A 23,797-nucleotide genomic window follows, 5' to 3' on the forward strand; every position below is an offset into this window, starting at 1 on the left:
AGTCAGCAGGCGCAGCCGAAGTCCGGTCCTAACCAATCAGCGGAATGATGCGGCTTTTCGAACCTCTTCGCCTTCGCGCCAGGACCCGACGTTCCATGCTGACCTGTAGGGCCACAGATCCCTCATTGCGCCAGCTCGTCGAGCATCGCCTTCGCCTGCTTCAAATCCACTGTGTCGAACCCCTCGCTGAACCAGCCGTAAACCGGAGCGAGAAGGTCCTTGGCTTCGTCTCGTTTTCCTTGGTCGCGCCATAGCCGCGCCATGCTCATCGCGGAACGGAGTTCCCAGGATTTTGCCTGCTGCTTGCGCGCCACTACGAGTGCGCGCTCAAAAAAGACTTCCGCTTTCACCGGATCTGGTTTCGGCAACAACAACGCGATCTCCCCGGCAGTGCGGTTGATCTCGGCCTCGCACCACGTTTCCTTGCTCTGTTCCACTGAAGTCAGTGCCTCGTCGATGCAAGTCCAGCTGTTCTCAAATTTTCCGACCTCCGCGTAGCTATTTGCCAGAAATGATAGAAACAGCGGCATCCACACTGTTGCTCCCGTTGATCGCCATGCGGCCACTCCGGACGTGATCATTTGAATTGCATCCGAGTGCTTGCCGATCAAGGCAAAGAGCCAACCCCGCCGGAGGATCCCGCCCGCTTTCCAGAACGACGCACGCTTTTCGTCGGCTAAAGCAACTAGTTCTTCGATGAGCTTGTTCGCCGTAGCGTGATCTCCACAATACATGTGGATAAACGATACGTGGAAGAGCGCAAACATGAGCGTAGCGGCGTGACCGATTTCGCGCGCCTCCTTGAGCGCTTGATCGGCGTCAGCGAGCGCCGCCTCCGGATGACCAAGCGACCACAATGCCCATGAACGCCAGGGCAAAATTACCACGCGCACGTCCTGGCCAAAGCGCGCCGCCAGCGCGCGATGGACGGCGGGGTCGTACAGTGCGATAGCCGAATCCAGGTGCGCGCGCGCTTGCACGAAATTTCCTGCGCCAAGTAAAGACATACCCACCAAGCGGTGCCCAATCATCAGCGGCACTCTTTCGCTTCGTATTTCTGCGAGCGTCATGAAATGGGACGCAAGCTCGCGCATTACGTCGCCTCTGAAAGAGATAAAGCTCGCGACCCAGGAGCCGTAGAGTACGGAGAACAGCAGCAGTGGGTCTTCGGGAGACTCTCCGAGCGCTTCAGCTTGTTCGATTAGCACACGTGCCCGCTCCACGGTCGCCCTGGTTTCAGACGCTGCATACCCCTTGAGATGGAGAAGTGGGGTTATGAGAGCGACTTGAAGATTGATTTGTTCGCGGCGCAGGGCTGGCGTTCCAGGCAACGCTGCAATCTGGTCAAGTGCCCGGGTGAACTGCGCGACGGCCTCCTCTAACGCCGAGCGCTCCAGCGAGAGCTGTCCCGCCTTGCCCCACAAACCCGCGGCCTTTTCGATCTGCCCAGCCTCGGTGCAGTGACGCGCAAGCAGTTCCGGCTGGCTCTCGGCCATCTCCGCGAATTGATTTTCAAGGCTTTGGGCGATGCGGGCGTGAAGCGTACGTCTCGGCTCGCGTAGCAACGTGCCGTAGGCCGCGTCTTGCACCAGGGCATGCTTGAACAGGTAGCTCGCATCCGGCGGCACGCCGCGCCGGAAGAGTAATCCGGCTTCAACGAGACGGTTGAGCGCCCGTCTTAACTCCGCCTCTGGCTTGCTCGCAATTGCGGCCAGCATGGCATGGGAGAACTCCCGCCCGATTGCCGCACCAACCTGCGCCACCTCCTTGGCGGGGCCGAGCCGGTCGAGCCGAGCCATAAGCGACGCATACAGGCTTGCCGGGACATCGGCGGCCGGGGACGGAACCTCAGCAGCGGTCCGCCGCGCTTCGCTTTCGCTCTCCGCTTCCAAAACCGCCCTTGTCATCTCCTCCACGAACAGAGGAATGCCATCGGTGCGCTCAACGATGTTCTCCCGGATGCCGGGGGGCAGCGGCGCGCTACCCATGAGACCATGGATCATGGCGAGAACATCGCGCTCCGTTAGCCGATTGAGCATCAGGGCCGAGACGTAAGGCCGTCCGATCCACGGCGCGTCGAACTCCGGCCGGAACGTCACGATCAGCAGCACGGGAAGGGTCTCAATCACGTCCACGACCCGACCGAACGCTTCCAAGCTTGTGGGGTCGGCCCAATGAGCATCCTCGAAAATCATCAGCACTGGATTCCGGCGGGTCAGCGCCTCCAATTGTGATATCAGCGCTTCCAGTGTTTTTTGCCTGCGCTGCTGCGGCGTCAACTCGAGTACGGCATAACGTCCATCATTCAAGAGCGACAGCATCTCGGCAAAAAGCGCTGCATCCTGGGCTGAGGTGAAAGTCTGCACAAGCAGGGCATCGAGCTTGTCGAGTTTCGCTTGCAAATCGTCGTGATGCGCGAACCCAGCAGCACGCTCCATCTGGCCGATAATCGGGTAGAGGGCGCTATGCGTGTGCTGGGGCGAGCAAAAATACCGCAAACGGGTGTGCGGTTCGGCGGCGAGGCGGTCCAGGAGCGCGGCCGTGAGCCGCGATTTTCCAATGCCCGCCTCGCCCGAGAGCAGCACCACCTGGCCTTCGCCAGTCTTTGCAGTGCTCCACCTCCGCAGCAGCAATTCGAACTCTTCTTGGCGGCCGATGAGTTCGGTGAGCCCGCCTGCGTGTAGAGCCTCGAAGCGGCCCTCGATCAAAGAAGGTCGCAGTGCTACCCAGGCTCTGATGCTGCCCGGGATGCCTTTGAGTTCTTGGGGTCCAAGGTCCTTTAGGTCAAACAGATTGCCCAGGAGCCTTCGCGTGCTCTCAGCGATGAGCACCGCGTCGGGCTCAGCCACGCCTTGCAGACGTGCGGCAATGTTGGGTGTTTCCCCGACTATGCCGCGCTCCTGTGCCTCCCCTGATCCGATCAGATCGCCAACCACCACAAGCCCCGTCGCAATACCAACGCGCGCTTGCAGCGTAACGGACAATTTGAGCGCCCCAACTGCTGCAATCGCCTCCAGCGCTGCGCGCACGGCTCGCTCAGCGTCATCTTCGTGCGCCTGCGGATAGCCAAAGTAGACGAGCACCCCGTCGCCCATGTATTTCGCGACGAAGCCCCCAAAGCGCCTGACGGTGTCAGCGACACATCTCTGATAGGCCGATATGATCTCGCGTAGGTCCTCCGGGTCCATACGTGCGGAGAGCGCCGTCGAACCGACGAGGTCCGAAAACACTACGGTGACTTGGCGGCGCTCGGCGGTGTCGTCGGCAGCTTTGTCGGCCGCCAGAGGCGCATCGGATAGCGGCGCTGGTGCACCCGCTTCGGCCCGCAAGTTGGCAATGGCATTGAGCAGCTTACGACGATGCCCGACAATTGCGACGCCAAGATCCTTCAAGTCCTCGGCCGTCAAGCTCGGGAGAACAAACTCGTCGATCTCGTTCTCGCGGAATGCCGCCTCATACTCTTCGAGGCCGAGCCTCCGCAACCAATCTCCGACATCCATGGCGGCGCCTCTGGTTCGGCGACCACTGCATGATTCCCCAGGCGAGACTGTCTGTCCAGGTAACTGTGAAGACCGGTTTGGGTCAAAAGCAGCGGTCCGAAGTTCTGATGCGCTGGTCCGGTTCACCCGTAACAGCGGACATATCCACACCCACCATTGCGGGTAGCTCAGCCCCGGTCCCATCCCCAACAGATTGATAATTTGCGTATCGGCCGCCGCCGCGTTTCATTATTCGCATGGGTAGCAAGTCACGAGAGAGCATCTACGGCGGCTCAGTCCGCGCATCGGCAGAGCGGGCGACGGAGGCGCGCAAGGTCGCCGACCGGCTTGCCTGCGAAGCGTGGAATAAACGCATGCTCGCGTTTCAAGGACCGGCCCAGCCATCGCCAGCACTCGCGGACGCACTCAACGCAGGGTACCTATATCTCGAAGTAAAATGCCTTGGCTGCGACACCCATCAGACCGTCGCACTCGATGTCGTGCGGCGGCCGAAGATGACGCCGATCCATGAGCTGGAGCGGTACATGCGCTGTAAGGACTGTTCGGAGGCGCGCGGCTATCCGTACAAGCGCAGCCATTTGGTGGCGCTTCGGCGCACCAAGATTTCGGCGAGCGATCCGCCATCAACGTGGTGGCCGGGTGAGAGGTGAAATGATGATGAGGGAGCGACGATGAACGGGAGCCGCTACTACGTGGTGCGATCAGAGGGCACGAAATACGGCATAGGCTTTGGCAGCGCGCTCGCTATTGCCATCAGCTACACCACCAATAAGTCGATCCTCTGGGCTATCATTCACGGCATTCTGGGCTGGCTGTACGTGATCTACTTCGCACTGTTCTGGTCGTAGCCGTCGCCGATGTGCAACCTCTACAGCATCACCACCAACCAAGCCGCGATCATCAACCTGTTCCGCGTCGTCAATCGCTACGTCGGGAACCTCGCCCCGATGCCGGGCGTCTTTCCTGACTACCCGGCGCCAGTAATCCGCAACACCGACACCGGCAGCGAACTGGCGATGATGCGATGGGGCATGCCACCCCCGCCGCGCACAGGAGGCCCGCCCGTCACCAACATTCGCAACACGTCCTCGCCGCACTGGCGCGGCTGGCTGAAGCCCGAGAACCGATGCCTTGTGCCGTTCAACAGCTTTGCCGAATACGCGCCCGAACCGAACCCGGAGACGAAGAAAAAGGATGTCGTCTGGTTCGCGCTCAGCGATGACCGTCCGCTCACGGCGTTCGCGGGCATCTGGACTGAGTTCAAAGGCGAGCGTGGCACGAAGTCCAAGCCGATATCCGGGCCGCACAATGTCTATGGCTTCCTGACGACGACGCCAAATGCCGTTGTCGAGCCGATCCATCCCAAGGCGATGCCGGTTATCGTGACAACGGAAGAGAGCGCGATGTTTGGATGCGGGCGCCGTGGGAGGAGGCGAAGACGCTGCAACGGCCATTGCCGGATGAGGCGCTTAAGGTCGTGATGCGTGGCGAGGACAAGGAGGATCGGATCGCGGCTGAGAGGTCTCGATGACTAACATTCAGACGTCCATCGTGGAACCGCATACGCCCGAGTTGGCGATCTGCGCGCGTTGGCGCGCAAATGCCTTTTCAGTATTGAAGGCGTCCTTCGAACAGGAATTGAGGTCTCTAGAGCTGTTTACTTCGGACCAGAGCCACGGTGTTGCGTTGTTGGCGAAGGCCGATGGCGAGCCAATCGGCACCTGCCTTCTTGTCGAGTCCGAGAACGAGCCCAACCATGATGTGTCGCCATGGCTTGCAGGGTTGTTCGTTGTCCCTGAGCATCGGCGAAAGGGGGCAGGCGTCGTATTGGTTCGAGCCGTCGAGTATCAAGCGCGACAGCGCGGGTTTTCGCGGCTCTACCTCTACACTACAGATGCTGTCGGGTTCTATGCGAGGCTCGGTTGGTCGGTCCTTGATCGCACCAACTGGAGGGGCTTAGACACAGCTTTAATGGTCCGCGATCTGTAGATGTTAAGGTGTACTCTCGATCCCGCTGCCCGACGGCGGCAAGCTTTCACGCTGTATGACGCCTCCCAAATTGGGAGACGTGGGGCGCGCCTTCCAAGCAATCGACCGAGCTGAAATCGCTTAGTGGTGCAAAGCTGTTTCGTTTTCGAATGACGCATCTGACCTACTGAACCGCGAACTCACCTTGCCATCGTCGTGAACGAAGAATGAATATATCCCGTATTCGTTCGCTTCCTTCAGATGAATGCCGTACCGAACGTCAGCATACGACGGAAGCCGAAACACCCCTATTTGCCCGTCTTCATAGTTGCCGATTGGGGAGCCTGACTGTTCGGCAACCCGGCACGCTAGATAGTAGCTATCGACGGCGCTTCTGAGAGAGGACGCGAACGCCCGGTCCTTCAGTTCTTGCATGCAACGCTGAAAGCTCTTGTCATCATCGTCGGGGAAAATAGGTCTATGCGAGCGGCTATCTTGTATTCTCGTAAGGATCAAGAATTTCGAGATGTCGAGATAAGCATCAGAGAGTTCTCCGTCCTCACCCCATAGCGGCTCACCGCTGTACGGGACAAAATGCTTCGTGCCGATTTTGTCGAAATCTTCATAGGCGGGGTATTTGTGCGTGAGGGCCGTCAGCTCAGCTTGAACGCGCGCCTTGTCGGCGTTCAGCATCTCTCGCTCTTGGGCTTTCGCCTTCCGGTATAGCGCAATCATCTTGTCCGGGTTATCGCGGGCGATGATGTTCGCCAGCTCCCGTTGGAGCACCTCAAGGTATCGGTCGTTTGCCTCGTTGGCTGCTGAGGCCTTTCGGTCGGCTGTGCGGGCCAATGAACCGAGCGCGGCCTTTTGAGATTGGCGGCCAATGTAGATGCCGACGGCCAATGTTGCGGCGGCGATGATGACGACTGAAAAATCCATTTTGCCATCCGAAGGCGCAGAAATTATCGCTGTTTGTAGGGTTCGACGTACGGGTATTCCTTCCGGAACATGTCGATGATTTTGCCATACTGAAAGCGAAAATCCCGGCTCAGCATTTCTTCCTCAAAAGCTTGACGCTGCTCGCGGCCGAAAAGAATACTGCGGTTGCGGATTGCTGCGAGAACGAAGGCGCTGCCGTCGCGCTCAAAAGATGTTCTCATCTCTTTTACGGTCAACTTGCCGTTTCCATAGTAAGCCGCTCGCATGGCAACGTCGTTTGATTTCGAGGTGGCCCGCAATTCATTGTCCTTCAACGCCGTTCCGTAGAGTGAAGCGATGACACAACGAAACTCGTCCGTCATCGAAACGTTCTCAGCAAACAATCCCTTAGAGTCCTCGCCACTTCTGTCTCTGATGTCGAGTGACATCCATCGCTGCAAAATATCTTGCAGTCGCTCAGTCCGGGCAACATGCAAGGGGTTCAGATTGTTGAGAAGATCAAAGAGAACCGTTCTCCAGAGTGGGCTTACTGGCGCGGTTTCGACAAGCTGTAGGATCGCATTATGAATGCGGAAGTGCCCCAAGTCGGGACTGTAATCGTCGTCATTGTTGGTGTTTAGGCGCTCATTCTCGCGCGAACTATGGACCAGCGTCGCGAGGCGTTGATCCGGCACGCTCGCGAATGCTCCTTCCCGCTTGTATAGCTGCTCCAACAGTTGGTCGGACACCGCAGGATTTCGAACGAGAGTTTCCGCCAGACCGTATTCGCTCTCTCCTAATATGTGTTCGAATTCGTCGTCGCCGATTAGCTCGCGAGGGAAGTCAAAAATGAAGTGCGCCTTCTGTATCGTCGCATTGGAAAGGCAGCCGAGCAAAAGGCCACGGCGATATATTTCGTCGGCTTTGTCCGTTGGGGCTCCGCGACCATGATTATACAGCGCGACAAAGACGCTTTTGTTAGTGCAGTAGCAGGCGAGACCTAGATTGATCAGCGGCTGACCGCGTTCGATCAACAACGGTTCAATGCCGTCTGATCCCGACATGAGGAGGGTTGTACGTATCTCATTGGAAATGTCCCTCAATTCCGCGAAGACTTGATCGGGACTTGCCGACAAGAGCCTTGCATCGCGCGTAAGTTTTAGTTGGTGGTCATCCCACGACATTCGGCCGCCCCCCTTGTTCTTTTGTTTTTTTATTGTTGATCCGGGAGGCTATCGGCGGCCGGTTCGAGTTCTAAACTGAGCTGAGCCTTTTCAGGCGGCAAGGGTAAATCAGACAAGGTGATGACCTTGATCTTCGCGAGCGCCCCAAGCGTGGCAACGTCTCCATCGTCGGAATAAATTTCGGTCGCGCCGTGAACCCTCGCGATGGCGACAATCTGACGATCAACTTTCACCTTCTGCCATGGCGCTTTGCTGTTGCCGCGCTTGTTTCCGTTTGCAAGCGCTGTGCGCAGCATCGCTGCGGCTTCCAGAGCAGCGCGGGTATCGAATGGCTCGATTGCGAACACAGCGTATTTCTGCAAGTCCTCTACGATTTTCTGAGAGGCTTCCGGCCCGGCCGTGACTAGGGCCTCGCTAAGCGCGGGCGTCGGTATGATGATTTTCGATTTGTCCTGACTCAGCCGGTGCACCAAGTACTGGATTCTATCCCGAGGGCGGATGATGGGGGCACCGTCCGCTCCATTGGGAACGCGGGTACCAGGGCGCAGTAGCAGTAAGAGATTAGTGGAATCAATGACCACCATTCTTGCTGCCTCCCGGTCCCTTTCGCATATCGATCAGCTCCTGATACGCGTCGTCTCCCCATTCGGTGGGGATGTCGCGTAGAGCCGCGAGCGCGTCGGTAAGCTGGGTCTCGCGGAGGGCTTCAAAGCTCTCCACCCGGAAGTTCTCTAGTGTCCAAGTGCCGTCCGCATCGCGAGTCCATTTGCCCTTGCCGAACAGTCGCACAGGCTCGAAGAGCTTAGCCCCGAGCTGTTTGGCTATGGCGCGTGTGGTTTCGCAGCCGCTTATCTGTTGAGTTTCAGATTGCAGCGTTATGTGGATGGAGCTGTCTTTGCCGCGAATGCCGGTGACAATGCCGTCAATCGAGCCTTGCTGTTTGACGGTGAATCTTTCCTCCACCGCCTCGCGTCCGGGGAAGCGGACGATGACCCCACGGGGCGCGGCGTCTCGCAGCACGCCGACCGCGTTGTCGGCCTTAAGAAGCTTGTTCAGGGTGTTGAAGGCCCGGAGGGTGTCTCCGCTAGCATCCCCCGCGCGTACGGCTACCACGCGTGCGCGGACCTTGGGCATGGCCTCCCGGTCAACACGCGCGTTTAGGATCGTGCTGCCCTTTGTGAGACCTCGAAAATGCACCGCGTCCCGCTCGCCGAGCAACGTTGCCAATTCGGCCATGTACTGAGCTAGCCGTCCCATCGGCATGGTGGCCGGGCTATAGGCGTCAATCCTGAACTGATATTCGCTGCCGTGCGGACGGGTCGCTTTGTTCGGAGGCTTTGCCATTGGCGTCAACTTTTTAAGGGGCGCACGTGAGTAAAGCAGAGCCGCTTTAATAATACTACCAATGCGGGCGCGAACCGACGAAAGTAGAGCAGGGCGCGCAACACGCTGCTTTGGGGACCGGATCACGGGCGGACGGGTGCTAAGTCAGGCCGCCCGATAAGTCTTTGAAAATAAAGGCTCGTATTGAGGGGGCCGTTCGTAGCGCTCCCCCGCTCCAAGCCACATCGCCGATAAGACCCGCTGTAGGGGCTTTCGGAAAACTAAGCAGCCGAGATCAGAAACTCCGGAAAATCCTGTGGGGGGAACGTAGGTAGCGCTCCCCCGCTACCAACGCTTCCCCACCCACGGCACGTTTCAGGAACGGCGCGCCCAAGAGTTCCTGCAAGCGCCCCTTAATCTCCACGTCAAAAGCCCCCTTAACGCCTGGTTGGGCGTGAATCACGACGCTATGGATCAGCCGCCGCAGTGGCGCGACCAGCTCGGGGCGCTCGCTCGCGTCTGCGTCGTCGAGCGAACTGCGCATAGCCGCAATGTCGTCGAGATAGTTCCTGATCGCAGCCGGGTGGATCGCGACCGGCTTACCCTTGTCGTTAGCTGCGGCGAGCTGCTCTTCGACTGACAGCCTTTCAGCCTCTAAGGCTCTCAGCTTCGGCCCGATCACGTCTGCGGGAGCAGTGCCTTCAGCAATGGCGTCGACCAGGCGCTCAGTCTCGCGCTTGATTTGCCCGGCCCGGCTTTCGAGCTTGGCGCGGTCCCTGGCTGCTCCACTGGCGAGCTGGCGACGTTCATCGTTGTAGACCTTCAGATAGTGCTTCCAGTAGCCGGGGTCTTTCAGGACTTCGCGCAGACCTTCGAGCACGGCCGCTTCGATCTTATTGCGATTGACCATACGGCTGTTCGTGCACGACCCGCTCTCGCGATACGTCGAGCACTGCACGCGGGGCTCGCCACGGTGCAGGCCTACAGAGCCCATCCCTCCACCACACACGGGACAACGGAGCAGGCCGCTAAGCAAGCGCGGCACGCGGTGCATTGTCGGCTTGACGATGCTTCGACGCTTCGCCCGCACGGCTGCCCACGTTTCGTCGCTGATAATGCGAAGGTGGGGCGCATCAGCACGTTTGTGCTTCGACGCAGGATTGGGGCGCGACAGTCGTTTGCCAGTGGTCGGGTCTTTGACCATGCTGACTTTGTTCCAGACGATCTGTCCGACGTAGATTTCATTTTGCAAGATACCGTTGCCGCGCTGTGCGCTACCTTGGATCGTTGAGGCGTTCCAGCGCAGTCCGCTAGGCGGTGTGACCTTGTCTTTATTCAGACGACCGGCGATGTCCCGCACCGTGCGGCCTTCGAGATACTCTTTGAATATGCGTCGGATGATGGCCGCTTGCTCTTCGACGATCTGAAGTTCGCCCGGCTTGCCGGGCACAGGCTGATAACCGTACGCCTTGCCGCCTGCGTGCCTGCCGTCACGGACTACGCCTTCCATAGCGCGCACGACATGAACCTTCAGGTTATCAAGGAAGTGCTCACCCATCAGCGCGCGAAGCGCGCCGTCCAGCTTGCCGACCTTGCCGGACGCGGTGTGGATGGGGACCCCGTGATAATCGAACCGTTTGCGCGCTGCGTGGTAGTCGGCCTGATCGCGGAAGACGCGGTCCATGTCTTCAGCAATCAGCACGTCGAATTCGCGCCTTTCGAGCGCGCGCATCATATCCTTGAAGCCCGGCCGGTTCGCTGTGGACGCGGCCGAAATTTTTCGGTCCTCGAACACTGCCGAGACTTTCCAGCCTTCGCGCTGGCAGATGTCTCGGCAGAGAGCGATCTGATCGTCTACCGATCTGTCGTTCTGGTTATCCGATGAGTATCGAGCATAGATCGCGGCGCGAAGCATCACTTCCTCTGTGTGGCCTCATGGTCTCGGCGGGCCGCGTAACGGGCGAGGGCCTCCACGAACGCGACTAGATCAGGGTCAAGTTTAGCGGGGTCGGAATTCCCCGGTAAGCCCCTTTGAGGGACCGGCCGGTGGGTCGGTCCACAGGAAACAGGCATAGGTTCTCCCGGCACCGGGAGCCGTACAGCCTACCCGGAGCTGATTTCGCAGAGCGAAACTGATTGGAGCCCGGAAGGACCGGGCGCTTTTTGCTTTGGGCCACAGGGGCTTTTCCAATTGATCTGCGGCCCAGAAACCCCGGATGACTGAATTCTGTCAATTAAATTGCCCTCCGACCGGGGGAGGGGTCATCTGATTTTTTTTTCGATCAAGAATGAAAAACGAGAGATGGGGCGTTGAAGAATGTGTGAAGAGCACGTCACGCAGGGAAGTTTAGGGGAAAAAGTCGACAAGATAGTCAGACCTATGTTTCTCTAACCTTGCCGACGACAAGCGGCACACGACGTTATCTCGCGCGGTCGGGAAGTCCCCACCAGGGACCAGGAAATCAGCGCAGCATTCTGACGGGGAAATCCCCGCGTCGGACAGGCCAGACAGCCAATCCACATTCGACACCCACTCACGGCCGCAGTGCGCCGAATGCGCACGCGCGTCCGAATCTCGGAGTCTGACTGATGACTACTCCTCTGCTTAGCGTGGCCGACATGCGCGCCCGCTATGGGACCAACGGCAAACCGGCTAGCCGACCCTACATACGCGCCTGCGAGAAGGCTGGCGACATCCCGCCTTCCGCCATGATCGGCGGCAAGCGCTTTTGGCGGCTCGCCGACGTAGTCGCCTTGGAAGAACAGCGCTTCGCCGCAGCGCGCGAGGTCGCCTAATGACCAACGATATCGACACGCTCACGCGCCTGGTCCGCCGCCACGCAAACCGTCAGCCGCTTCCGACCCACATTGTACGCGACGGGCATGCGGTCCCGCTGATTACTTGGCTCGAAGGACGCCGCACAGACCAGCGGCCGTGCCCGATGGCCACAGCGATGCTGCTCGACCACCCGGCTGAGCGACCGACAGTTAGCGAGATCGCGCAGACATTGGCCGCTCGCATCACCTGAACCGACAAATCATACGCCGCTTGGCTCGCAATCTTTCAGACAAGATCGCGCCGCGCGACGACGGGGACTACCTTCCATGACTTACACTACACCCGCTTCGCTGTTCGATGACCGCGAAGCCCTCGCCCACGATGGCGAGACCGACCTTAATGAGCCGGTCCGCGCAAGCGTCGCGTCACAGCGCCTTGAGGCTGCGGGCGATGCCTGGTTAGCCGAACGTGGATTTGACGCCAATGCAAACGAGCTGACCGCTGATGGGGAGCCCATCGCAAGCGAATGCCTCATGTCGCAAGGCAAGCGCGTAAGCGAAGCGCGAGCTGCACAGCCGCGCCCTGAGTTCGTAAGCGAAGCCGCGCTACATAGCGGGGCTCGCCTGCACGAAGACCCGGAAGTCTCAATTGACACGAAGCGCCTGCACCGAGTGCGGCTACAGCGCTACTACGTCGGGCTCACCAAGCCGTGCTCCGAATACGCGTGCCGTTACAAGCGCATTGAAGATGGGCTGCAACTGCTCGCCAGCGCTCAATCCGATTTTGAGATTGACGTTATCGTGGGCGCAATTCGCCGCGACTGCAAAATTCTCGAAGTCGCAACACCGGCTGCACTCGCAGTGATCCTTGGGTGTAGCACGTCCACCGTCTACACGCGGATGAAGGACGCGACCCTAGAAGCCGCTATCGTGGCGATTGCTGCGGAGAAAGAACAGGCCATCGCAGAAGCCCGTCAGTCGCGCAATCTGAAGCTGGATGTCCGCTTGGCCACGAAAGGCACCGTCTTTGATAGTCCCGCATGGCATCGCGAGATTGAGAAGCTCTACGTCAGTCTGCGCTTCGAGACCATCAACGCGCTCACGCGCGAAACGACGCTAAGTCGTTTGGACTCGCAGAAGGGCAGCGACCGCGCTCTGAAGATGATCCCGCAAAGCCGCCTAGAACTGCTCGATGAGTTGGGCGTTCTGACGCCGGAGGTCTGCCGCATGCTGGGTACGCTGAGCGAGGCTGACCGAGACGACTGGATTGCACAGCGTGACGCCGACGACCTCGCGGAGCTTTGCGGCGACGTGGATCAAAGGCGCAAGGCGGCAACCCGATACGACTCTCAGAATTACGCGAAGAGGATCAAAGCCTACCTTGCGGCGAACGGTAGAAATCCTAACGGCCCCGTCTTGCCGAAACCGAACACGCCGACCACACTCGCGCGCAAAGGCACAAAGCGCACCGCGTCAAAGAAGGCTGCCTGAGTATGAGCAATTCCGCTATGGGGGCAAACGTCGTTAGGTTGCCCAACCAAGATGATGCGCGCCGTGTACGGAACAAGCATAACGCGATATCGCTCGCACGGAACGGCATCCCCGTGTTTCCGTCCAGTGGCAAGGTGCCGTTGGTAAAGCTCTATAACCGTAAGGATACGGAGATCAGTCCCGCTGATCGCGCAGCCGCGATTGAGCAGGCACGCGAGGAAGGAAACAAGCAGCTCACTGTGTTCGTCGGGGCGACGACAGATCCTGACATTGCCAAGCGTATGTGGCGTCATCCGAACCAAGACGCCGTGCCGTCTGTCGCGTGCGGCCCCGCTCGCCTGGTTATCCTTGATGCGGATACCAAGTTCAACGGCCCGGAGCTGCTCGGCAAGCTCTTCGAAGAACATGGTGGCGTGCCGGAAGGCGTACAAGTCATCACGACACAGTCGGGAGGTCGTCACTACATCTTCAGCGATCCCGACAACGCATTCACGAACAGCGCAGGTGCTCTGAAGAGACTGTATGGGACGGACGTGAGAGGGCGCGGCGGTCAGTTCGTGGCTCCGGGTTCTATTCGCGTGGACGGCAAGCGCTACGGCGACCAAGCCGCGCTCACGGAGTTCATCGAAGCTTACACCAGCGGCTCCATTCCGCCGCTCCCTGATTACATCGTAGAGCTGATCGGCAAGTCTTCGTCGGAAGCGGGGGAAGAGATTGCCCCGTCCAAAGAGCGCGAGGTCGTCAAGCAGCTCGACCAGGCCGAGGTCCCTGATTGGGACGAACTCTGCACGCCGCTCGGTGAGTACGACTTCGACAAGCTGCAAGCCGACAACGCAGAGTTCAAATCGCTTTACAGCGAACCGGGCGCTGACTGCTCAGACAATCGCTTCAAGGCTGCTCGCCACGTCATGCGCGAATGGCCGAGCATGCCGGTGGAGCATCTCGCGTCGTTCTTCCGGGCATTCGATGGCGCGGGCGACCTTGTCGACGGCAAGCCGCGATCAGGCGAGTATGACAATCGGCAGGTAGCGCGCGAGTGGCTGAAGAACCAGGGGCTCAGCAAGGCTTCGACCGGCGAGGCGTTCGGCGCTGTCGTCGACGAAGACGACGGTGAAGACGAAACGAGCGTTAAGTCTATCAGTCCCACGAAGTTCGCTTATCTCGACGATCTTCTAGCGAGCGGATTGCCCCGTCTTGACTGGGCTGTGAAACACGTTGTGCCGCTGGCGACGACGGGCTTTGTCGTGGGCGGATGGGGTAGCGGCAAAACCGCGCTGCTCTTGGACATCGCGTTGCGTATCGCTCACGGCATCTCATTTGCCGGGCGCAAGGTGACGAAGGGTGCTGTGATCTATTGCGGGTTGGAAAACTCGGCTGAGGTTGAGCGGCGAATCCACGCTTGGCGAATTGAGGCCGGAGATTCTGCGCGCGATGGTGCCTTCGCGCTGCATCGCGGGCCGCTCAGCCTGTACAAACCGGACGGGACGCCGACTAGGGACGAGCGCGAGCTGATAAAGCATGCGAAGTCCGTAGAGCAACGGTACGGCGTGCCTGTCAGCCTCATAGTAGTAGACACCCTCGCACAGGCGATCATGCCGGGCGACGACAACAGCGCGCAAGACGCGGGCGTCTACACGGCCGCTGCGCAACGCATCTGCAATGCGACGGGCGCTTGTGTGGTCACGCTTGCCCATCCGCCGAAGAACGGCGCGAGCGTTCGCGGTAGCGGCGCATTTGAGGCCAACACGGACTTCGTGCTAGTGGTGTCCCGTGACGAGCGGGGAAAAGGTCGGATCAAAGCGGGGAGCAAGTTTCGAGTCGGTGATCCCCACAAGATCGATTTCACGTTCCGCCTGCGCGGCGTGACGGTCGGCACTGACGAAGATGGCGAGCCCATCGAAACCGTCGTGGCGTCGGTTGGTGTTGACCTGGCTGTAACGGACCCTGACGAAGTGGGAGCTGATGAGGAAGCGCCTGCGCTCAAACTGTCTGACAGGCTTGACGACCGAGTGGAGCGCGTTCTGAAGGTCTTCGAGCACGAAGCCGCTCGCCAGAAGGCCGACGATGAGTCCGTGGCGGCCGTTCGGAAGCTGATCGAATTGCAGTCCGGTGAGATCGAGAGCGCGGTGAACGCAGGTCGTAAAGCGGACGGCCTTGAAGCGCTGGGCCGCTCGACCGTGCGGGACCACATTCGTTTGGCCGTTGAGGCTGGCAGTCTGGAAGTCGTGGGGACGAAGGCCCGTCCGCTGTACAGGCTCGCTTAGGGGGTCGCGCGGACTGGCGGACGAACTGGCGGATTTCATCCGTCCGCCAGTTTCCGCCAGTTGATCCGCCAGTTCGATCCGCCACTTTCCGCCAGTCCGTCCGCCAGTTTATCGGCCTGATTGTATTGATGAAATCGGCGACTGGCGGAAAGTGGCGGAAACTGGCGGATCGAAAATACACCAACTGGCGGACAACCCCATCCCCCTTAAGGGGATGGGTTCGTCAGTGGATCAGCCGGACAGACAGGTTCATCGGCGAGACGGGACCTGAGTGCTTAGTTCTTTTAGGATGCGGTCGCGGTCCTGTTCGTGAAGAGACTGCGTGTCCCGCATAGTGGCCAGAACTTTGCGGGCGTCGGTGAGGTCATGTCCGGCCCGCTCAAGGTCCGCGATCAGTGCCTCTTGGCGAGCTAGTTGGCGCTTGCCTTGCGCAACGTGCCGCTCGACAATTTCCAAATGCTGTTGAAGCATAGTGCGGTCCATCGCCAACCATACCAGCTAATCGGGGACAGTACCGTGCTCATTCGGTGGACCCGTTTGATTTAGAGAGATCAACAGCTTAGCGGACAGATTCCGGCTTCTGCGCGATTCTTGGAGGGCGGTCTCCATACTATAGGGCCTCACGCTTGCAGCCCGGCCTTGACGTGATCCGCTTGCAGCCTCCCCGTCTGCGTGCCGGGTCCGCCTGGTGGGCCGCGCGGCTGCTCCGAACAGTTGGGCCTTCTCGTAAGCCGCCCCGTGGGATGGGGTGTCCGCCAAACGGGGCGGCTTACTTGAGCCCCTCTCATTCAAGCCTGTCGCTTCACTACCCTGAAAAGGATTATCGGCCGTGACCAATTCCAATCCCGTCTTCGACGGCCTCGCAGAGGGCCTAGCGACGATCACTGTTGACCTTGAGACGCTGCGTGCTTCCGAGCGACTTCGCATCGTGAATGCTCTCGAACGGCAGACCGAACTAGCCGAGACCAACTTAGCTGTGCAACAGCGCATCGCCGATGCCGCTGGACGCCAAGCTGAGGCACTGGAAATCATCGCCGCGCTGTTCGCTTCTACCATCGGCGTTGGGAACGTCACTTGCGGACATGAGGCCGGTGTGACCCAAACCGTGAACTTCCTTCGCACCGGCTCCGGTCGCAAGGATTTCCGGTGCGATAACGACAGTGTCGCGAATGCAGACGATTCCGATTGAAGCGTAGACGTGGCGGGCGTTTGCGCTTCAAGCGCGCTGCATGGGCTTGGTCTGTGCAGCGCGCGTTCCCGTCTAGATTGAGGTTATCGACATGAGCAACTTTCTGCAACTCGCGTTGACCGGCTTCAATGTCATGCGTAACGCGCGTGAGCAGCGAATGTTGGGCGAGATGGAGCTTGAGCGGATTGCTCGGCACCGCGCCAACGCAGAGCCGAAGCCCGATGTGGTCTTCATAAGTGAGGTAGCGCCGCGAAGGACAGCGTCCCAATGGCTTCACTGACCGTAAAGCTAGACGCGGCTTCAATGGAGCAATGGGCGGAGACGCTCTCAACGCGCGGTATTCGCAATGCCATTCGTCGCGCGGTCGACAAATCCGCGACCGCAGCTCGCAAGGTTGCCCTTGAAGTCATAGCGAAGGACGCGGGAGTTCCTGTCGCACGCATTAGGCCCGGCGTCACGAAGGTGAAGCGGACCACACAGTACGACCTAAGTGCCTCGTTCACAGCGAGCAAACTGCGCATTGGCATCTTGAACACGCAGGGCGCTTCAGTCGGAGCCGGTGGCTTGACCGCGAGTACCTTCCGAACGACGGGTGGCGGAAGCGCGAAGCTGGGCGTTACGAACGCGTTCATTGTCCACGCAAACGGCGGCACGTTCGTCGCAATAAGACGGCCTGGGGTTAAGCGGTTACCGATTAAGGGCATCTACGCGGAGATGCCGTCGACCGCGATGGGTCAGGACGATGGCGCAGCGCGTGTCGCGTGGCAGAAGGAAGCCAATAAGCAGCTCGCCGAACGCTTGCCTGTGGAGATCGCGAAACAGCTACTCGCAGAGGGTCTGCCGTACTCACCACCCGCAGATAGCGACGATTGACCTATGACCAACACAACACCGCTCAGCGCGCGGTTATGACGGGACGAAGGTTAAACACCGTCGACACGTCCTGTCTCGCAGCGCGGGCGGCTTCGCGCGCCGTGCCTCACTACGTGTAGCTGACACCTAGCAGGCACGGCGCGCGATCACTATCCCACGCAAGCGTCACCAAGGCCCAGGCGACCACGCCAAAAAAAGGTAGTGCCCAGCGCAACGCCAGTGCACCCCGTGGACCGCGCATGACGCGCTGTGCGGGTCCCCTGCGAGCCCCTCCGCCATCCCTCGCGGCACGCTGCCGCACTTTTCGCGCAAAAAACAACAGCGATTCCAATAGCAGAGAACGACCATGGGCCGACCACCAGGCATAATCCGCAAAATCGCGGAGGAAGCGGGCTTAGACCAAGCGACCGTGCGTCGCGCGCTCGCTGCATCCGACATGAGCGAACAGGATTGTGAGGCCGACTTCACAAAGGCCGTCGAGATCGTGATGACGCTGGCTGACAGCGACAAGGTCATAGGTCACGCGGCCAATGGTAGGGGCGAAGGCCATAGCTCGGCTTACGCAGAAGCCAAGGCACAAGCCGAACTTCACCGCGCTCGTCGCCTTGAACTGATGAACCTCAAGGCTGAGGGCAAGTTAGTCGACCGCGCCGAAGCCACCGAGATAGGCGTTAGAATTTTCGCCGAAATACGCACAGCCTTCCTCGCGCTGGGTCGCCGCGTAGCAGACAAGGCAGCGGGGCAAACCGCCCGCGAGGTCACGCGCATCATTGATAGCGAAGTTCGTGACGTGCTCACCACTCTCGCCGACGAGGCGAGATTCATCAGAGCGCTAGACGACGAGGCGTTGAGTTAGGATACCGCAAATGACCGAACATGGCCTAGCGCGGGATTGGTTGCGCGCTCTGGCCCCGCCGCCAATAGTGGCACCCACCGCGTTCGCTGAAGCAGAAATCGTTCTGCCCGCCAGCTCGAACGCGGTGCCTGGGCCGCTTAGGCTAACGGCATATCAGCGCGAGCCTATCGATGCGATCACCGATGACGATACGGAAATCATCGTCCTCATGCTGGCGTCACAAGTCGGCAAGTCAACGATCATCAACGCCTTGATGGGGCATTGCATCGCCAACGATCCCGGCCCGATGCTTCACGTGTCGCCCACCGGGGCGCGCGCGGACGAGTTTGTACGTGAGAAATTTGATCCCCTCATTGCGTCGTCGCCTGCGCTGCGGGCACTGATCGGCAAAGGGCAAGAGACCCGAAAGGGTACTAGTGGGGGCGTGAACTCCGTCTCTGCTAAGACCTTCCCTGGCGGTCAGCTCAATTTCGCTTCGTCGCACAAGCCTGACGAACTGGCCGCACGTGCTATCCGATATTTGTTTCTCGATGAGGTCGACAGGTTCGCTACGTCAAATGGCGAAGGCGATCCCATCGCGCTTGCGGTTAAGCGGACCAAGACTTTCGAGGGTAAGGGACGAAAGATCGTCATCGTTTCCACGCCTACTTCGCGCATCGGCTCCCGGATCAATCAGTGGTTTTTGCGCGGAGATCAGCGCCGGTTCGTTGTGGCCTGTCCAGACTGCGCGCACTGTGCGCCCTTCGGCTTCGAGAACCTAAATTGGGAGCCCGGCAAGCCAGAGACCGCGCACCTAGTGTGCGATGACTGCGGCGTGGTGTTCGATGAGCCCAAGCGCCGCGCCATGGTCGAGCGGGGCAGATGGGAGGCAACTGCTATCGGTGAGCCGGGCATCAGGTCCTATCATCTCACTGAGCTGTCTTCGCTGTTCAGTAAAATGGCGTCCGTCGCGCAGCACTTCGAGTCGTCGACAACACCGGAAGCCAAGCAAGTTTTTTACAACACGACGTTGGCCCGAACATACGACGCGGGGACCGAAGTCGAGTTGAGCGCTTCCGAACTCCAACAACGATCAGAGCGCATCGTCACGCCGTATGCAGCCAACATCGGCTTCGTCACTGCGGCCGTAGATGTTCAGTCGGATCGATTAGAATGCACCTTCTTAGCGCATCACGCCGATCAGACGTTCAGCGTCCTGAACCACTTCAAGCTTATGGGCGATACGTCTGGCGACGCGGTGTGGCTACAGCTTGACGGTACGCTCGGCACTACCTTCGACCTCGCCGATGGGCGAAAGCTCCCCATCAGCGTTTGCGCTGTCGACTCCGGGTTCAATGCCGATCAAGTCTTGAAGTTCGTTCAGTCGCAGCGCCGAAAGTCGCGCCACGTGTTCGCGGTGAAGGGCATGGGTGGCTTCGACCGTATGCCTCTCGCGCGCGGCGGCCGCCTCAAGGGCCAAACCGGATTGCTGATCGTGGGCGTGGATGCCGTGAAGCTGTCAGTCCAAAAGGCTCTGGCCATTCAGGACCCGACCGGTTCCGGCTTCATTCACTTACCCGATCATCTCGACGCCGACTACTTCGAAGGCCTTGCGTCTGAGGAACTGCGGGTGCGCTACGTAAAGGGCGCGCCGCGCTACGAATACCACAGGACCGTAAAGCGGAACGAGCCATTGGACTGCCTGGTCTACGCAGTAGCCATCGCAAAGGCTTTGAAGAACTCGCAGGCCGCGAGCGTCTTGCCTGCACCGTCCACACCACCCAAACCTTCCTTCGCAGAGTCGGCAAAGCGAATTGCCGCGCTCTCACAGCCCATGAGGTAACTACACCATGCGTGAATATAAGAAGCCTGCCGCCGTCACTGGCGAGGCGAACGCCGCAATCGCCAGCGAGCGTATGCGGATCAGGGACATTTAGGAAAGTGCTGAAGCAAAGCGCAATCCAGCGATGGCGCAAAAGCTGGCGTTAGACGCCGCGCTCGATGCTGAGACCGCGAAGAGCATTCTAGCCGCAGCGCCTGCCGCTAATCCGTACCTCGCTGCGATGGAGCGCGAAGGCCAAGTCGGTATCGGAGCTGCAAGCGTCGAGATCGCGGACGACCCGAAAGCCGTGCGGCTGAAAGAGATCGAAGGAAGCATGAAGGTCTTCAACGCCACAAACCGCCGCGCGTCGGGCCGTGTCGCGAAGGAATAAGCAGCCATGCCCAAAACTAAACTACATAAGACTGCCCCTAAAGTCGGCCGAGCTTCCAGCTCCGGCGCTCGGCTGAGATCAAGCGCGGGGACTAAACGGATTGCGGCTCTTACAAGCGCGAGGGGTGAGCTCCCTTCCGCTGCGATCAGGTCGGCACAAGCGGGCATTCTCGACGGGACTGACGGGAAGCCGTCGCTCGTCTGGGCACGGTACGACGCTCGCCCGTTCACGTCGGGGTATCTTGGGGGCTGGCAGCCTTATTGGGGCATGCCCGGCAACGAGGTAGCGCGAGAACGCGCGCTGGTCTCACAAATCACCTTCGATTTGCTAGCTGGCAATCCCGTCATCGCAGCGTTGGTCGAAGGCTTTGCGACTTACGCAGTAGGCAATGGACTCACGTTGTCTTCGCAACCGAACTACGCCGCGCTAGGCATCTCGCGCGAAGCAGCGCGTGAGTTGGCTCACCAGATCGAAACTGCGTGGAGTGGGTGGATAACAACGCCCGCCGAGTGCGATGCTTCCGGCAGACATTCTTTGCACCAGCTCGCGACAGCCGTCTATAAAAGCTATCTGCTCACGGGCGAAGCCGCGTTCGCTCTCGATTGGCGGCCTGGCCAAGGTGCGGTAACCCGTACCAAGGTCAACCTGTTGGACCCGAGGCAGATCGATCAGAGCATCACGCGCGTCGCTGAAGGCAACAACGGCGCGAGCATCTTCCAGGGCATCCAATTCGATAAGCGCGGCCAAATTGAAGGGTACTGGATCAGGCCGTTCGTTCTCGGTAACGCTGTGACCGCGCCTCAGCCGATCTTCGTCAAGGCTCGCACGTCGTGGGGCCGCCTTCGTGTCGGCCATCTCTTCGACCTCATAATCCCTGGCCAGATTCGCGGCACCTCACCGCTGGCGGCTGCGCTCACACCAGCGCATTCCAAGTCTACGCTTCGCGAGTTTGCGCTTGCGCAGGCTCTAGTTCAGTCAATGGTCGCAACCACCGTCGAGTCCGATTTGCCAGCCCGCGAAGCGCTGAACTCGCTTGCGGTTCCGGACCTCTTGCAACAGTCGCCTGCCGGTGTTTCACCGGATGATTGGGTGCAAAAGCGTGCCGAGTATTATGAGAACGTGAAGATCAACTTGCAGCCTGGTGTGGTGTCGCACCTACTGAAAGGCGACAAGCTGACCATGCACCGGACACAGTCGCCTAACAGCACGTACGATGCGTTCGACAAGAGCTTGTCGCGGGAGGCGGCCAAAGCGGCGGGCGGCAGCTATGAGGATTCTAGTGGCGACTACGCAAACACTTCATTCAGCGCTTCGCGTCTCGCGCAAGAGCTGCCCTGGCGGATCAACAAGCGCCGTCGTGCCGCAATCGTTGAGCCATTCTACCGCGCAGCTTTCAGCGCTTGGTTGGAGGAAGCATGCGAGACTGGACGTATTGAGTTACCGGAAGGTGCTCCCGCATTTTGGGAGGCACCGAACGCGTACGCGCAGAGCACTTGGCGCGGCGACGCGAAGCCCGTTGCTGATCCGCTGAAGGCCGCACAGGCTGACATTCTCGAAGTTGAGAATGGCCTGGCCACTCTCGAATCCAAGCTTGGAGAACGCGGGCTCGACTTCGAGGAAGTTCTGGCGCAGCGCAAAAGCGAGCGCGAGCAATACGAAGCGGCTGGGTTGCACTATCCCGTGCCGAAGAACCGCGACGACTGGACGGCTGAAGCCGATCCGCCGACAGACTAAGGGACCTTACACACCATGAACTACGCACCGAGCGGGACGAACGTTCCCGCTATCGACACTCCGTGCGCCATGCTAGCTCAGCTTCGGGCCGCCTATTACCAGCTCCTAGCGGGCAAAGCGCTCGCGCAGGTGAGGAACGGCGATATGTGGACGACATGGCATCGCTCCGACGCGAAGGCCTTGCAGCATGAAATCCGCCGCCTCGAAGTCATCTGTGAGTCCGGTATCAACACCGGCCGCGCTGTTCGCGTGGGACCGCTCCACATGCACCATCCGCGCGTTCGCTATTGAGGATCAGACAATGACTACCGTGTACGAACACCCTGAACAGCGCCGCAGCGTGCTGACAGCCTCCGGCGAATCCATGTCGCGGGTGGACGCGGAAGCGTTGGGCTACGCCATCGCCCCGTATGCCGATCTAGTCGCACAATCCGCCCGGATCGCGACACGGCATCCCGAATACACCGACCTTGTGAGTTTGCCGCCGTTTGGACTGACGGTCCAACCCGGAACAGCGAAAGCATTGGGGTTCTCGGTATCGAAGGTCACGGCCGCTTCACCGCGTGCCGTCCCATCGCGACCTGACCCGAAAGCCTCTTGGCGGTCTTCGGTCTACGCGCTGACAGAAGCGCAAGAGCGACCGGCCGCGACGGCAGAGCTTCTCACGTCGCGCACCCCGCTAAACCTCACGCTAGACCAGGCCCGCGCGTTCTTGCGGGGCCTGCCCGTCGAAGCCGATCACACCGACACCACGGAAGAGACCACCATGACGACCACTGACGATCCGCGCTCCAAGCGCCTCGCGGAGATTTCCAACTCTATGTCCGCTTTCAACCGGGCCAATGGATACAAGGCCGCGAAGGCGAAGCCGTCGCTCAGCGACATCGAGCCCGCGAAGCTGAAGCGGCTTGCAGAGATGAGACTGTCGGCTCTCGCCGCGAAAGGTCAGGCGCACTACAGCGAAGCGAAAGCTATTCGTTGGGCGTTGGATACCCACGACAAGATGGGTACTCCGCTGACCAAAGCGTTTGCTCAGAGCGGCTTCGACGTTTCAACTTTACTCCCGTCCAACCTCTAATCCCACGAAAGGCTACGCCGATATGGCCACCACTTTCAAACTTTCCGAGCCCCTGAAAACCCATGATGGGGACGTTACCGAACTGAAGCTAAAATCGCCGAAGGCCCGATTGATCGTCAAGTATGGCGACCCGTTCACCATCCGGCCGATCAAGAATGCCAAGGGAGAGAACGAAGGCTACGAGTACATCTACGACAACGAAGCAATGATGAAGTTCGCTTCAGACATGACCGGAGTCGACGACCTTCTACTCTCCGACCTGTCTGTCTCCGATTTCATGAAGCTCCGTGGTGAGATCACCAACGTTGTTATGGGGCTTGTGTCAGACAAAAACCCTTCCGAACAGCCCGTCGCTTGATCGCTTGGATGATTAGCACCCATGGCCTCGACATGCGCAGTGTCAAGGCCATGCGGCTGGCTGAACTAATTCGCTGCGCCGACATGTTCGC

General features: G+C 59.7%; 23 protein-coding genes and 1 pseudogene. 18 read left to right on the top strand and 6 right to left on the bottom strand.

Features of this window, described 5'->3' with window-relative positions:
* Window positions 1-122 precede the first annotated feature (122 nt).
* Window positions 123-3,500 carry an adenylate/guanylate cyclase domain-containing protein gene (locus MTR72_RS24805; protein ID WP_341511336.1) on the bottom strand — a complete coding sequence of 1,126 codons (3,378 nt, stop codon included), beginning with the start codon at window positions 3,498-3,500 and terminating at the stop codon, window positions 123-125.
* Window positions 3,501-3,736: 236 nt separating this feature from the next.
* Here MTR72_RS24805 and MTR72_RS24810 point away from each other — a divergent pair, with 236 nt between their 5' ends.
* From MTR72_RS24810 to MTR72_RS24825, 4 genes and pseudogenes are all read left to right on the top strand, one after another.
* A complete protein-coding gene (locus tag MTR72_RS24810) occupies window positions 3,737-4,150 on the top strand; it encodes a hypothetical protein (RefSeq protein ID WP_341511337.1) in 414 nt (137 codons plus the stop codon).
* 42 nt (window positions 4,151-4,192) lie between these two features.
* Window positions 4,193-4,348, top strand: coding sequence for a hypothetical protein (locus MTR72_RS24815; RefSeq protein WP_164939291.1), 156 nt, complete (start codon window positions 4,193-4,195; stop codon window positions 4,346-4,348).
* A gap of 9 nt (window positions 4,349-4,357) precedes the next feature.
* Window positions 4,358-5,031, top strand: a pseudogene (locus MTR72_RS24820) (SOS response-associated peptidase).
* Window positions 5,028-5,489, top strand: a complete 462-nt coding sequence (locus tag MTR72_RS24825) for a GNAT family N-acetyltransferase (protein ID WP_341511338.1) — start codon at window positions 5,028-5,030, stop codon at window positions 5,487-5,489. Before MTR72_RS24820 ends, MTR72_RS24825 begins: the two are co-directional and overlap by 4 nt.
* A 120-nt stretch (window positions 5,490-5,609) precedes the next feature.
* Here the strand turns inward: MTR72_RS24825 and MTR72_RS24830 are convergent, their stop codons facing one another.
* The 5 genes from MTR72_RS24830 to MTR72_RS24850 form a co-directional block, all read right to left on the bottom strand.
* A complete protein-coding gene (locus tag MTR72_RS24830; protein ID WP_341511339.1) occupies window positions 5,610-6,407 on the bottom strand; it encodes a hypothetical protein in 798 nt (265 codons plus the stop codon).
* 23 nt (window positions 6,408-6,430) lie between these two features.
* Entirely contained in the window at window positions 6,431-7,570 is a 1,140-nt protein-coding gene (locus tag MTR72_RS24835; protein WP_341511340.1) for a hypothetical protein, read from the bottom strand.
* A 29-nt stretch (window positions 7,571-7,599) separates the two neighbouring features.
* Window positions 7,600-8,154 carry a type II toxin-antitoxin system VapC family toxin gene (locus MTR72_RS24840; protein WP_225182785.1) on the bottom strand — a complete coding sequence of 185 codons (555 nt, stop codon included), beginning with the start codon at window positions 8,152-8,154 and terminating at the stop codon, window positions 7,600-7,602.
* Entirely contained in the window at window positions 8,141-8,914 is a 774-nt protein-coding gene (locus MTR72_RS24845) for a hypothetical protein (protein WP_341511341.1), read from the bottom strand. The genes MTR72_RS24840 and MTR72_RS24845 overlap by 14 nt, the downstream gene beginning before the upstream one ends.
* A 274-nt stretch (window positions 8,915-9,188) precedes the next feature.
* Window positions 9,189-10,808, bottom strand: coding sequence for a recombinase family protein (locus MTR72_RS24850; RefSeq protein WP_341511342.1), 1,620 nt, complete (start codon window positions 10,806-10,808; stop codon window positions 9,189-9,191).
* Window positions 10,809-11,482: 674 nt separating this feature from the next.
* Between MTR72_RS24850 and MTR72_RS24855 the strand changes: the two genes are divergently transcribed.
* The 14 genes from MTR72_RS24855 to MTR72_RS24920 all read left to right on the top strand — a co-directional run bounded on the left by MTR72_RS24855 (window position 11,483) and on the right by MTR72_RS24920 (window position 23,706).
* Complete coding sequence (locus tag MTR72_RS24855; RefSeq protein ID WP_341511343.1) at window positions 11,483-11,689, top strand: helix-turn-helix transcriptional regulator; 207 nt, start codon at window positions 11,483-11,485, stop codon at window positions 11,687-11,689.
* Window positions 11,689-11,922: a hypothetical protein gene (locus MTR72_RS24860; protein WP_341511344.1), complete on the top strand. Its 234-nt coding sequence runs from the start codon at window positions 11,689-11,691 to the stop codon at window positions 11,920-11,922. The genes MTR72_RS24855 and MTR72_RS24860 overlap by 1 nt, the downstream gene beginning before the upstream one ends.
* Window positions 11,923-11,998: 76 nt before the next feature.
* The gene (locus MTR72_RS24865; RefSeq protein WP_341511345.1) at window positions 11,999-13,162 is read left to right on the top strand and encodes a hypothetical protein; all 1,164 of its coding nucleotides are present in this window, start codon (window positions 11,999-12,001) and stop codon (window positions 13,160-13,162) included.
* A 2-nt stretch (window positions 13,163-13,164) separates the two neighbouring features.
* On the top strand, window positions 13,165-15,426 hold the full coding sequence (locus tag MTR72_RS24870; protein WP_341511346.1) for an AAA family ATPase: 2,262 nt from the start codon (window positions 13,165-13,167) through the stop codon (window positions 15,424-15,426).
* An 829-nt stretch (window positions 15,427-16,255) separates the two neighbouring features.
* Complete coding sequence (locus MTR72_RS24875; RefSeq protein ID WP_341511347.1) at window positions 16,256-16,615, top strand: hypothetical protein; 360 nt, start codon at window positions 16,256-16,258, stop codon at window positions 16,613-16,615.
* A 91-nt stretch (window positions 16,616-16,706) separates the two neighbouring features.
* Window positions 16,707-16,895 (top strand): hypothetical protein, encoded by a 189-nt coding sequence (locus tag MTR72_RS24880; RefSeq protein WP_341511348.1) that lies wholly within the window; start codon window positions 16,707-16,709, stop codon window positions 16,893-16,895.
* Window positions 16,883-17,488, top strand: coding sequence for a hypothetical protein (locus MTR72_RS24885; protein WP_341511349.1), 606 nt, complete (start codon window positions 16,883-16,885; stop codon window positions 17,486-17,488). Before MTR72_RS24880 ends, MTR72_RS24885 begins: the two co-directional genes overlap by 13 nt.
* A 436-nt stretch (window positions 17,489-17,924) precedes the next feature.
* The gene (locus MTR72_RS24890) at window positions 17,925-18,344 is read left to right on the top strand and encodes a hypothetical protein (RefSeq protein ID WP_341511350.1); all 420 of its coding nucleotides are present in this window, start codon (window positions 17,925-17,927) and stop codon (window positions 18,342-18,344) included.
* Window positions 18,345-18,354: 10 nt separating this feature from the next.
* Window positions 18,355-20,166 carry a phage terminase large subunit family protein gene (locus tag MTR72_RS24895; RefSeq protein ID WP_341511351.1) on the top strand — a complete coding sequence of 604 codons (1,812 nt, stop codon included), beginning with the start codon at window positions 18,355-18,357 and terminating at the stop codon, window positions 20,164-20,166.
* A 124-nt stretch (window positions 20,167-20,290) separates the two neighbouring features.
* A complete protein-coding gene (locus MTR72_RS24900) occupies window positions 20,291-20,536 on the top strand; it encodes a hypothetical protein (RefSeq protein WP_341511352.1) in 246 nt (81 codons plus the stop codon).
* Window positions 20,537-20,542: 6 nt separating this feature from the next.
* Complete coding sequence (locus MTR72_RS24905) at window positions 20,543-22,270, top strand: phage portal protein (RefSeq protein WP_341511353.1); 1,728 nt, start codon at window positions 20,543-20,545, stop codon at window positions 22,268-22,270.
* A 15-nt stretch (window positions 22,271-22,285) separates the two neighbouring features.
* The gene (locus tag MTR72_RS24910) at window positions 22,286-22,561 is read left to right on the top strand and encodes a gpW family head-tail joining protein (protein ID WP_341511354.1); all 276 of its coding nucleotides are present in this window, start codon (window positions 22,286-22,288) and stop codon (window positions 22,559-22,561) included.
* Between the two features lie 10 nt (window positions 22,562-22,571).
* A complete protein-coding gene (locus tag MTR72_RS24915) occupies window positions 22,572-23,348 on the top strand; it encodes a hypothetical protein (RefSeq protein WP_341511355.1) in 777 nt (258 codons plus the stop codon).
* Between the two features lie 22 nt (window positions 23,349-23,370).
* Window positions 23,371-23,706 carry a hypothetical protein gene (locus MTR72_RS24920; protein WP_341511356.1) on the top strand — a complete coding sequence of 112 codons (336 nt, stop codon included), beginning with the start codon at window positions 23,371-23,373 and terminating at the stop codon, window positions 23,704-23,706.
* Window positions 23,707-23,797 lie beyond the last annotated feature (91 nt).

Origin of the sequence: Bradyrhizobium sp. ISRA442, from assembly GCF_038085055.1 — a bacterium.
Taxonomy (GTDB): Bacteria; Pseudomonadota; Alphaproteobacteria; order Rhizobiales; family Xanthobacteraceae; genus Bradyrhizobium.

Coding starts and splice junctions, on each gene's coding strand:
- MTR72_RS24865 (WP_341511345.1), top strand. CDS start 11,999: ATGACTTACACTACACCCGCTTCGCTGTTCGATGACCGCGAAGCCCTC.
- MTR72_RS24920 (WP_341511356.1), top strand. CDS start 23,371: ATGGCCACCACTTTCAAACTTTCCGAGCCCCTGAAAACCCATGATGGG.
- MTR72_RS24900 (WP_341511352.1), top strand. CDS start 20,291: ATGGCGCAAAAGCTGGCGTTAGACGCCGCGCTCGATGCTGAGACCGCG.
- MTR72_RS24870 (WP_341511346.1), top strand. CDS start 13,165: ATGAGCAATTCCGCTATGGGGGCAAACGTCGTTAGGTTGCCCAACCAA.
- MTR72_RS24855 (WP_341511343.1), top strand. CDS start 11,483: ATGACTACTCCTCTGCTTAGCGTGGCCGACATGCGCGCCCGCTATGGG.
- MTR72_RS24825 (WP_341511338.1), top strand. CDS start 5,028: ATGACTAACATTCAGACGTCCATCGTGGAACCGCATACGCCCGAGTTG.
- MTR72_RS24885 (WP_341511349.1), top strand. CDS start 16,883: ATGGCTTCACTGACCGTAAAGCTAGACGCGGCTTCAATGGAGCAATGG.
- MTR72_RS24835 (WP_341511340.1), bottom strand. CDS start 7,570: ATGTCGTGGGATGACCACCAACTAAAACTTACGCGCGATGCAAGGCTC.
- MTR72_RS24910 (WP_341511354.1), top strand. CDS start 22,286: ATGAACTACGCACCGAGCGGGACGAACGTTCCCGCTATCGACACTCCG.
- MTR72_RS24830 (WP_341511339.1), bottom strand. CDS start 6,407: ATGGATTTTTCAGTCGTCATCATCGCCGCCGCAACATTGGCCGTCGGC.
- MTR72_RS24895 (WP_341511351.1), top strand. CDS start 18,355: ATGACCGAACATGGCCTAGCGCGGGATTGGTTGCGCGCTCTGGCCCCG.
- MTR72_RS24805 (WP_341511336.1), bottom strand. CDS start 3,500: ATGGATGTCGGAGATTGGTTGCGGAGGCTCGGCCTCGAAGAGTATGAG.
- MTR72_RS24915 (WP_341511355.1), top strand. CDS start 22,572: ATGACTACCGTGTACGAACACCCTGAACAGCGCCGCAGCGTGCTGACA.
- MTR72_RS24850 (WP_341511342.1), bottom strand. CDS start 10,808: ATGCTTCGCGCCGCGATCTATGCTCGATACTCATCGGATAACCAGAAC.
- MTR72_RS24845 (WP_341511341.1), bottom strand. CDS start 8,914: ATGGCAAAGCCTCCGAACAAAGCGACCCGTCCGCACGGCAGCGAATAT.
- MTR72_RS24905 (WP_341511353.1), top strand. CDS start 20,543: ATGCCCAAAACTAAACTACATAAGACTGCCCCTAAAGTCGGCCGAGCT.
- MTR72_RS24880 (WP_341511348.1), top strand. CDS start 16,707: ATGAGCAACTTTCTGCAACTCGCGTTGACCGGCTTCAATGTCATGCGT.
- MTR72_RS24860 (WP_341511344.1), top strand. CDS start 11,689: ATGACCAACGATATCGACACGCTCACGCGCCTGGTCCGCCGCCACGCA.
- MTR72_RS24890 (WP_341511350.1), top strand. CDS start 17,925: ATGAGCGAACAGGATTGTGAGGCCGACTTCACAAAGGCCGTCGAGATC.
- MTR72_RS24840 (WP_225182785.1), bottom strand. CDS start 8,154: ATGGTGGTCATTGATTCCACTAATCTCTTACTGCTACTGCGCCCTGGT.
- MTR72_RS24810 (WP_341511337.1), top strand. CDS start 3,737: ATGGGTAGCAAGTCACGAGAGAGCATCTACGGCGGCTCAGTCCGCGCA.